At 38.6% G+C, this 8,931-nt stretch carries 9 protein-coding genes and 1 rRNA gene; 6 read left to right on the top strand and 4 right to left on the bottom strand.

Annotated elements, in window-relative coordinates:
* Positions 1–2: 2 nt before the first annotated feature.
* From rrf to ACJV45_RS06500, 6 genes are all read left to right on the top strand, one after another.
* Positions 3–119: ribosomal RNA gene (gene rrf / locus ACJV45_RS06525) — 5S ribosomal RNA — on the top strand.
* A gap of 658 nt (positions 120–777) precedes the next feature.
* Positions 778–1,680 (top strand): efflux RND transporter periplasmic adaptor subunit, encoded by a 903-nt coding sequence (locus ACJV45_RS06520; RefSeq protein ID WP_016824033.1) that lies wholly within the window; start codon positions 778–780, stop codon positions 1,678–1,680.
* Complete coding sequence (locus ACJV45_RS06515; RefSeq protein ID WP_016824030.1) at positions 1,677–2,387, top strand: ABC transporter ATP-binding protein; 711 nt, start codon at positions 1,677–1,679, stop codon at positions 2,385–2,387. Before ACJV45_RS06520 ends, ACJV45_RS06515 begins: the two co-directional genes overlap by 4 nt.
* Positions 2,371–3,582 (top strand): ABC transporter permease, encoded by a 1,212-nt coding sequence (locus tag ACJV45_RS06510; protein ID WP_353582452.1) that lies wholly within the window; start codon positions 2,371–2,373, stop codon positions 3,580–3,582. Before ACJV45_RS06515 ends, ACJV45_RS06510 begins: the two co-directional genes overlap by 17 nt.
* A gap of 27 nt (positions 3,583–3,609) precedes the next feature.
* Positions 3,610–4,134 (top strand): hypothetical protein, encoded by a 525-nt coding sequence (locus ACJV45_RS06505; protein WP_353582451.1) that lies wholly within the window; start codon positions 3,610–3,612, stop codon positions 4,132–4,134.
* Positions 4,135–4,251: 117 nt separating this feature from the next.
* Complete coding sequence (locus tag ACJV45_RS06500) at positions 4,252–4,653, top strand: XRE family transcriptional regulator (protein WP_353582450.1); 402 nt, start codon at positions 4,252–4,254, stop codon at positions 4,651–4,653.
* A 181-nt stretch (positions 4,654–4,834) separates the two neighbouring features.
* Here the strand turns inward: ACJV45_RS06500 and ACJV45_RS06495 are convergent, their stop codons facing one another.
* From ACJV45_RS06495 to ACJV45_RS06480, 4 genes are all read right to left on the bottom strand, one after another.
* The gene (locus tag ACJV45_RS06495; protein ID WP_004112863.1) at positions 4,835–5,206 is read right to left on the bottom strand and encodes a hypothetical protein; all 372 of its coding nucleotides are present in this window, start codon (positions 5,204–5,206) and stop codon (positions 4,835–4,837) included.
* A gap of 161 nt (positions 5,207–5,367) precedes the next feature.
* A complete protein-coding gene (locus ACJV45_RS06490; protein ID WP_353582449.1) occupies positions 5,368–6,528 on the bottom strand; it encodes a histidine kinase in 1,161 nt (386 codons plus the stop codon).
* Complete coding sequence (locus ACJV45_RS06485) at positions 6,525–7,196, bottom strand: response regulator transcription factor (protein WP_353582448.1); 672 nt, start codon at positions 7,194–7,196, stop codon at positions 6,525–6,527. Before ACJV45_RS06485 ends, ACJV45_RS06490 begins: the two co-directional genes overlap by 4 nt.
* A gap of 257 nt (positions 7,197–7,453) precedes the next feature.
* Positions 7,454–8,716 (bottom strand): MFS transporter, encoded by a 1,263-nt coding sequence (locus ACJV45_RS06480; protein WP_415685380.1) that lies wholly within the window; start codon positions 8,714–8,716, stop codon positions 7,454–7,456.
* Positions 8,717–8,931 lie beyond the last annotated feature (215 nt).

Here is an 8,931-nt window from a genome sequence, read left to right as displayed (position 1 = left end):
TTTGCGGTGGTCATGGCTCAGGTGAGACGCCCGGTCCCATTCCGAACCCGGAAGCTAAGGCCTGACACGGTGAGGGTACTGCACTCGATAGGGTGTGGGAGACTAGCACGCTGCCGCATTATTCTTTGATTAGCGGGGAACTTGATTGTTCCCCGCTTTTTTGTTATTTAACATGTTTCATAGTTGAACACGTTCATATTCTTGTAGTGCGATTGTACTTGATTTACGACGTGTTATTCCTCACGGCTATTAGTAGCCCTGCGCTCCGACATGCCAGAGCGCTTAAAGCGTAGTGCGAAAGATATTTCCTTACTTATTGTTGCGCGAGGTTTGAGTATTTCTCTCCTCGCAACTCCCGTCGCTACGCTCCTCTTTTATTGCTCGTATAGAAATACATCAAACCTTCTGAATGTCTAGAACTTTTGCGTGTCTTTTATCACCGAGATTCTCGATTTTTCTTCTTCATTCGATGAATCACCATCAAAGATGCTGAGGTTCATCTCATTCAGTGCGAAAAATCTCGAATCTCTACCTATCATTCTCTGGTATTACACAAGCTTCAAGAATCATAAATAAAAATCATCATTTAGTGTGATGCAAACTCTTTACGGCGATTATAGGCTATTAACCAAAAGCTGAAATTCTAAATAAAGTGGTAATCATAAAAGCGTTAATTGCAGTATTACCGAGACCTTTATTTATTTTGGATTAGTTTGAGAGGCTTGTTTCGACGCATTCTATGCGTTTACGAGTTTGGTGAGTAAGGAGCTTTGTGTTATGCGTAAGTTTACGAAAGTATTCTTGTTAGCTGCTCTGCCAGCGTGTTTGCTTACTGCATGCGCTGGTAGAGCAGTTGATGATAGTCAACAGCAGGTATCACATGATTCAGTCCCACTTGTTTCAGTCAAAAAACAGCCTTTAACACAAGTTGTGTCGGGTAAAGCAACAATAGAACAATCGTCTACCTTTGTTATCGGTGCTATATGTAGGGGGAATTTTTCTCCATCGGTAAAGGCAGGAAGTGCTGTAAAAGCTGGAAGTATTTTAGGTTACAATGCTGGTAACAAGATTATTGCTCCCGTAGACGCGAAAGTTGTGTCAGTAGCTGAATCATCTGCGGACATGCCTAAATCTTTCCCGCTATTCACTCTTCAATATGAAGGTTTTTCAATAAGCCTTAACGCAAAAGCTTTACTTCGTTCTGCAGATATTGCAGATGTTAAAGGTCGCTTTCAAGTTGAAGATGGTGTTGGGCCAACCAATTGTTTGCAAATAGTACAAAGCGGTGGAAGTTCTACCGATGTTTCAGCCTCGGGTAGTAGCAAGAATGATAATGCTGATTCAACTCAAACAGATGAGTCGAGTATGCAAAGTACACCCAGTGTATCGTCAAAAGTTTTAACGTGTTTAATAGATAAAAGCACAGAAGTAGAATCAGGCCAAAATGCGACGCTTGTTTTTAATGGCAAGCATAAACAATCGGTTCTAACTCTGCCTGTTAGTGCGGTTTCTGGAAGAGTTCAAAAAGGCTTAGTCTCATACAAGAAAGGCGATAATTGGGAGCGTAAAGAAGTTGGTCTTGGAATCAGTGACGGCGCTAATATTGAAATTACGTCTGGCTTGCATGAGGGTGATGTTGTAGCAGGTGTTTCTCCTAATCTCATTCCAGGAGCGCAATGATTATGGGAGACAATCCTGTTCCACTGGTTGAACTACAAGACGTGTCAGCGCGTGTAAAACTAGGCAATGGCGAATGGCTTACCACTGTCAACTCTGCTTCTATGATACTTAACCAAGGTGAAACATACGCGGTAGTTGGCAGGTCTGGATCTGGCAAAACGAGTCTTATTTCTATTATTGGATTTTTGAATAAAAATTTTACTGGAAAATACTATTATTCTGGCAAGTCAATCCAAAAGTGTAGTGATACTACAGTATCGCATATGCGCGCTCGAAATATTGGTTTTGTTTTCCAAAACTATTCGCTTATTAAGCATTTAAGTATTAGAGAAAATGTTGAGTTGCCGCTTTTGTATGCAGGACTACAACAAAGCAAGCAGACAAGAAGAAAAACGATAGAAGAAGCATTATGTGCTGTTGGATTGCAAGATAAACTAAACGAATACCCTGGAAGGCTATCAGGCGGTGAACAGCAGAGAGTCGCAATAGCGCGTGCTCTCGTCACTAATCCCGAATTACTTATTTGCGATGAGCCAACTGGTGCTCTTGATAGTAGTACGGGAGAAAAAGTGCTTCAAGTGTTGCATGATCGTGTTCAAGAATCTGGAACAACATTACTATTAGTCACTCATGATATGAAAGTGGCTCGTTCTTGCTCTCACATTTTTACTATGGAAGGCGGTGTTCTTTATGATCATGCTGTTTAAAGATTTGCGCCTGTCTCCTATGAGATCCTTCCTCACAGGTTTTTCAATGTTTATTGGCATCGTTGCTGTTATTGCGTCAGTGCTTATCGGCACGGTTGGTAAGGACTATCTTATTGCAACTAACGAACAACTAAACGGTCGTAGACCAACATACGAGATTACTTTTTCAGCACAAAATTTTGACGAATATTCAGTATTTAACAAATTCTTAAATCGCATTGAATCCGCAAACCGTAACGCTAACGTTATGCTACAACCAAACACTGGACTACTGTTTAGCGCTTCTATGCCAGTCTCGAATAGTGTAAAAATAAGCAAAGAATATAAGACCAGCAATCTTCAATATGTTGACGCTGTTTACACTACGGCAGGATACAACAAAGTTTATAACTTACCTATTGTAAGTGGAAGATGGTTTAGTAATAGCGCTAAAAACAACGCATTAGAAATGGTAGTAAACCAATCTGCTAGCAAAAGATACAAGATTGGTGAAGTAGCATTTATTACTTCTCGCAAAACAACACAAATGAGTCCTATAAGGATTGTTGGAGTTGTGAACGATGGCGTAGACTCGGCAAAAGTATACGTGAATATTCTAGGCTTGTTACGTTATGCTCCAACTCTTTGGGAATATTCTGAAAAAGAAGCTCAAGGCTCAATCTACTGGTTGAATAAAGAAAATCGTTCTCAAAAATCAATTAAATCTTATGTTTCAGATGCTCTTTATGACTGTTGTGGTGGGCAAGTAAACGAAATTAGAAGACATGATAATAGTGATAATTACGAGAATGTGATAACAGTATTGCAATTAAGTTTTGCTATCGTAGCAGCATTATTGCTTTTTGTTTCAGCGTTAGGTTTAATCAATATTGGTTTAGCATCGTTGGAACAGCGCACACATGAACTGCTTATACGCAGAGCTTTAGGTGCTACTAGATGGTCGATTGCTTCACTCGTGTTAGGCAGTGCGATTATTTTAGCGTTGATAGTTTCTATTGCTGCCGTCGCTGTTTCTTTTGGTCTTGTGTCTATAGCATCAAGTTTTTGGGATGCAGCAAGCCCAGTTAGTCCGCCAGTTTACCCATATGAAGCCGCTATTGAAGCTGTTATTTCGGCTTTTATCACAGCACTTGCTGGAAGTGTGGTGCCGGCAATAAAAGCATCGCGCTTACAACCAGCATTAGCATTGCGTTAATTTTCAAAAAATAAGAAAGAAGGAATAATGAATAATCATACTATTGATAAAGCAACTCTTATTATTGGTGTGCTTAGTGCGCTTCTTATGTTTAATGCGTGTGGAGGAGTAGGCAACAATAATGCGAGCGGTATGGATGGCGCGCGCTCGCAAAATAGTTCGCCTAGAGAGATTGTTGATTTTGCTCATATAGAGAAGGAATATCAGGAATCTGTGGCAAAGCTTAGTTGGCCTAAAAAATATAAAGCTCCTGCAAACTTGGTTGGAGAAGAAAAAGACGGTCAGTTCCAGAGTGGATATGGCGATACGCAAGCATCTAATTATTATCAGTGTGCTTGGGAACGGCAATGGCTAGACACGTATGCTAGTGATGAGCAAGCGGCGAGTAAAGCTTTGCGTGAGCTTGAAAAAGTGCCTAGTATGCCGTTTATGGGTCCAGACCGTTGTGATGATGCAACGCGAAACTTTTTCAAAGAGCACATGCGCAAAGCAAAACTGGGAGATCCATCAGGATTCCAACAGGATGTGCAAACTAATTGTCCTGTGATGTAATTGCATTTGTATAGCTTTATTGTGCTGATTTTGTATGCAATGCCTATTTATTGAATTGATAAATAGGCATATACTTATACGTTTGAAGCGAAAAGAGTTGGAGAAAAGACTTAATCAATGAGTGCTACTGAGCATGATAATGCAACGACTTGTTTACAAATGGTGACCGTTATAGCTCGCAGATGCGATGGCTGGTGGGCTATAGAAGTGTCAGAAATACCAGGATTATTTACTCAAGTACGTAGACTTGATCAGGTTGCAGCAATGGTAAAAGACGCTGCTGCAACTTTAAATGTTAAAGTCAATGGCGTGAAAGTAACTCCGAAACTTAGTGAACAAGATGAGCTTATGCTTCAGCGCATGCTAGATGCAAAATCTGCAGCTATAAAAACTCAAGAAGAAGCGTCTATGCTTATGCGTGAAACGGTTCGCATACTAAGGAATCAGGGATTGACGGTTCGTGATGTTGCAGAGCTTACTGGGGTTACTCCGCAGAGAATAAGTTTGCTTAAAGCTTAGTAACTTAATGCAATATGGTTGAGATTATGTGCAAATAAATTGTTCAGTAACGTATAAACTCTATGCAAAATAAACCATTAACAGATAAATAGTCAAAGGCCAAGCCGTAGGATACATGGCTACAGCTTGACCTTTGAAAATTGTGATATGTTTTTATATTAAAATTCGCAGTCTAATGCTTTTACTTATTTTTGGCTATGCCAAGAGCTTTTGAACTTTCATCCTTATCAAGGCCTATAAATAGAAGCACAATTATACCAATAATCAGCGGAACATAACCGTATCCAGATCCGTGGATTATGCCGAATATTTCCATAAGCCCATTTGCTATTACAGCTAGTGAGGATACGATAAAATATAGTTGCGCGCACCACGGTTTTTTAATGAGAAACATGGTTGCAAGGCCAAATAATCCAGCGATAATTTGAGGCACTCCCCATAGATAATCATTACGCATTACAATCAGCGCAATTCCGCTAGCAAGAAATACGCCATTGGCTATTGTCCAAAATACGGACGGAATTTGTGCTTTTGTATCTTCTAAATTACTCATATTCTTCTCCTTCTAATACAAGAAAATAATTGTGTATATCAAACCTTTACAATTTATAAATTAATGGCGTGCTAAAAGGTAAACAATATCTTGTCTAGGAAAACCTTTACAAATAATTACTAACTAAAACTACTCAAGATTCATTAATCTTTTAAACTGAATCAGTAAAGTATACTATTTATATGGTTATGTTCATTTTTTAAAGGGATAACTGCATTACATTCCCAATACTTGCCAAAGGCTCGAAAATAAAGTGAACCGCCTAAATGCTTTAGGGTATCGCGATGAATCAGAAGCCCTTTTTGAGATACTGCGCGAATCGCATCTTTACTTTTCTCGCCCAAAAATCGGACATTAAACTGTTTTATAACAATTTGTTTTTCGCGTATCGAAATTCTGATGTAATAAACTAAAGAAGCATATTTTCGCATGTTCAAATATAGCTCTTCGATTAATTCAATAACTTCACAGATGATTTCATCTCTAATGTCTTCAGGAATATCGTTACTAGATATATTGCATATGGATCTTCCTTTTAATCCACATGATTCATTGATTGAGTCGTTCATTTGTAGCGTATCTTCAATGCGCTGAATGAACTCGCTTCGAGCATCATGCTTAGCAGTATTTCCACGTAGAATGTCGATAATATTATGACCTTCTTCAAAAGCCTGATCTGCCAAATCATTTATTTCTTCAATAGCTTCTCGTTGCTTTTTAGAAATAGACTTGTCAAGTAATGCTATTTTACTTTGTAGTGCAATATCTGCAATCTTATTAGTTAATTTATCGTGCATTCGCACAGCCAAATTAAGATTATTAATTGTTTGCTTGTCTTTTTCATAAAGAACCATTTTTTGGTGATAAATGCGCAAAATAATACCAGTGCAAACGCAAAATATATTTATTAAAAGGTAAGCAATAAGATACTTGAAAGACAAAGTTGATAGGTATCGGTATGCAACGTAGTGTAATGCATCTAGTACTAAGAATAAAGGTAATGTAAATTGAATCGGATATAAATACGAAATAAAAACAAATGATATGATGAGCCCGAAAGTTACTGGTGGAAGATTCAGACTAGGAATAACAAGAATGCTGAGGTGCACAAAAATATAGCACATGCTCATAAAATGCGGGAGCAAGCAAAGGAACAGATTCATAGCAGCAAGAATCATGTAAACTATAACAAGTTGTATTGTGCTATTGTCGCTATTTGAGTAAATATATGCATCCATTGCGCTCGACAAACATCCCAATAGTAAAAATGTTTTATTGTCAATAAGCTTTTCTCGCAAACGACGCATTAAGAAAATAATCATTGTGTATCATTTCCTAAATATTCATCATGCAGCCATGTGGTAATAAGTTGTGAACGATTTGTCACATTCAACTTTTTGAACACGCGACGAAGGATAGTTTCCACAGTACAAGTTTCAACAAATAAACGTTTAGCGATTTGCGCATTGGTCATGCCTTTACTGCACAACTTTACAATTTCAGTCTCATGATCCGTTAAAGCAAGGCGTCCCTTTTTTGGCTTATTTTGCAAACGTTGAAATGCTGTCATCGTGTCGTCAAAATGAAGATCACCTATTATTTGCGGCTTGAACGCTCCCTGGATAATACTGCTGAGCATGGCGCAAATAGTTTCGGGGTGGTTTTTCCCAACAATGCCTTGCGCGCCTGCTGCCGATGCTTTTAAGGCATAATCGTTGATAGGAAATGAAGTTATAGCAATTATTATTGGGAGCGAGTGTCTTCTTCGCAATTCGTATAATATTTTAATTCCCGAGACCCCAGACATATACATGTCAATTAGCAGCACGTCTGGGCATTGATTTTGACAAAACTGAATTGCTTGATCGGCACATGTTGACAACCAGCAAATATTGCAGGACGGAACAACCTGTTCAATATATGTTTTTAGGCCGTGTAGACAAAAACAATCATCGTCGACAATGCCAACAGTAATATGCTTTGCTATCATACTGCTCCTTTAGAAAAGCATTATTTAAGTAATAATAGTACTTGAATTTGTATGATGAATATCTTGTCTAGGAAAACCCTTACAAAGGGAATCTTATAAAGGTAGGCGCTGAGAGCTTATGGGGAGTTGCTCCGCAGCGAATAAGTTCGCTCAAATCTTAGTAACTTAATGCAATATGGTTGAGGCTTGGCGATGATGGGTGAAGAATGCCATGTGCATTTGTATGGCTTTATTGCGTTTTTGCACTAAATAGCTTGTTATATGCTTCTTTTTACCCATGTTGATGGTGTCCAATAATCTTTGGTAAGCATTGATGGGTATGCTTGTTTACGAGTTTGAATAATCCATAAGGCTATACCTGTTGAAACAAGTATTACGCCAGCTGCAATCATTATGAATAATGATGAATTTAGATTTCCCCATGCTAGTACGCTTGCATACCCCACGATAATGCCGCATTGCTCCATAATAGAAGTAAAAGTAGTAGTTGCGCCGAGAATGTGTGTTGGTATGCCGTCGAGAAGAGCTGTTTGCCCATAGACAATAGTTGCGTCAAAAATAATACCTGCAATGAAAGCAGAGCAAAGAAAAAGAGCAATCCAGTTATTAAGTGCGAAAATAAGTAAAGGAATAGAAAGGAATCCAGGTAATAAAATAGAGTATAAAATCTCATAATGAAGCACAATGTATTTGCATAATAGCGAACCTACGATCATGCCAATGTTAAATATGCTGACTATTGAGCCCCATGTGGATGCCGAATGAAAAAGTGTGAGACAATGGTGTGCTCCCATTAGTCTGAATGCAGCAAGCCATGATCCCGATTGTAATGCTGATACTACTCCTAAGACTATTAACCATGGTGTAGATTTCATATAGTGTAGAGAAGCTGCAAAACCAGCAGTTTTATTGCTTCCTGTCTTCGTATTGTTTGTGCTATTTTGTGCTTGCTGGTTTAGATTAACTAACAGTAGAGGTAGCGCTGCTAGTGTCATTACAATAGCAATGCTCGTAAAGAAAATGAGCGGATTGCATATATCAACAAATATGCCAGTGATTGCAGGTGCAGCAAGCCTGCTGAGATTAATCCACATGCGCATGCTTGCTAAAAATTTGGTTTTTTCGCCAGTAGGTACGCTATACGCCATCAATACTTTTTGATTAGGTGAAGAAAATGCAGTAAAGAACCCGAATATTATGCCGAGTAGCGTAACCATAATAGCAATAAGATTATGCTGTGCTACTAAAGCGAAACCATATCCAGCACACAACAAGGCAAAGCAGAACGTTAGCGCTATAAACAATCTAGTTGGTGGATATTTATCTGCGATAATGCCGCCAAGTGGTGCTGCTATGCAGGTCATAAGTGCTACCGATACCGCGTTAAGTGCTGCGTGAGATAAGTCGACATGTATTAAAAGATATAGACTCACGCCAAATCTACAGCTTGTTAAAAGAAAAGCATTAAGCGATAAAACGGCAATAATAAGAGTTGTGCGAATTCGTGCCGCAGCGTTCATTTCCTTCTCTTTTTTTTTTCTTTCATGTTATGGATGTCTTTCATATTCTGAATGATATATGCCTATTGATATACACCTTTTTCTGGACTGTGAGTGAAATTAGTGTTTTATTGCTGTGTTTTACTCTTAACTACTCTTAACTACTCTTAACTGTGCTGAGCCTTACTCTCGTATAGCTTTGTTGGGTTTTTGCTGTGTTTGTTACTGTGTTTTAC

The sequence above is a fragment of the Gardnerella lacydonensis genome, from assembly GCF_048545055.1.
Taxonomy (GTDB): Bacteria; Actinomycetota; Actinomycetes; order Actinomycetales; family Bifidobacteriaceae; genus Bifidobacterium; species Bifidobacterium vaginale_C.
This window is presented reverse-complemented; position numbering and strand designations above follow the sequence as displayed.

What these genes read in the sequence shown, in the direction of transcription:
- ACJV45_RS06520 (WP_016824033.1), top strand. Translation starts at nt 778, where the DNA reads ATGCGTAAGTTTACGAAAGTATTCTTGTTAGCTGCTCTGCCAGCGTGT.
- ACJV45_RS06515 (WP_016824030.1), top strand. Translation starts at nt 1,677, where the DNA reads ATGATTATGGGAGACAATCCTGTTCCACTGGTTGAACTACAAGACGTG.
- ACJV45_RS06510 (WP_353582452.1), top strand. Translation starts at nt 2,371, where the DNA reads ATGATCATGCTGTTTAAAGATTTGCGCCTGTCTCCTATGAGATCCTTC.
- ACJV45_RS06505 (WP_353582451.1), top strand. Translation starts at nt 3,610, where the DNA reads ATGAATAATCATACTATTGATAAAGCAACTCTTATTATTGGTGTGCTT.
- ACJV45_RS06500 (WP_353582450.1), top strand. Translation starts at nt 4,252, where the DNA reads ATGAGTGCTACTGAGCATGATAATGCAACGACTTGTTTACAAATGGTG.
- ACJV45_RS06495 (WP_004112863.1), bottom strand. Translation starts at nt 5,206, where the DNA reads ATGAGTAATTTAGAAGATACAAAAGCACAAATTCCGTCCGTATTTTGG.
- ACJV45_RS06490 (WP_353582449.1), bottom strand. Translation starts at nt 6,528, where the DNA reads ATGATTATTTTCTTAATGCGTCGTTTGCGAGAAAAGCTTATTGACAAT.
- ACJV45_RS06485 (WP_353582448.1), bottom strand. Translation starts at nt 7,196, where the DNA reads ATGATAGCAAAGCATATTACTGTTGGCATTGTCGACGATGATTGTTTT.
- ACJV45_RS06480 (WP_415685380.1), bottom strand. Translation starts at nt 8,716, where the DNA reads ATGAACGCTGCGGCACGAATTCGCACAACTCTTATTATTGCCGTTTTA.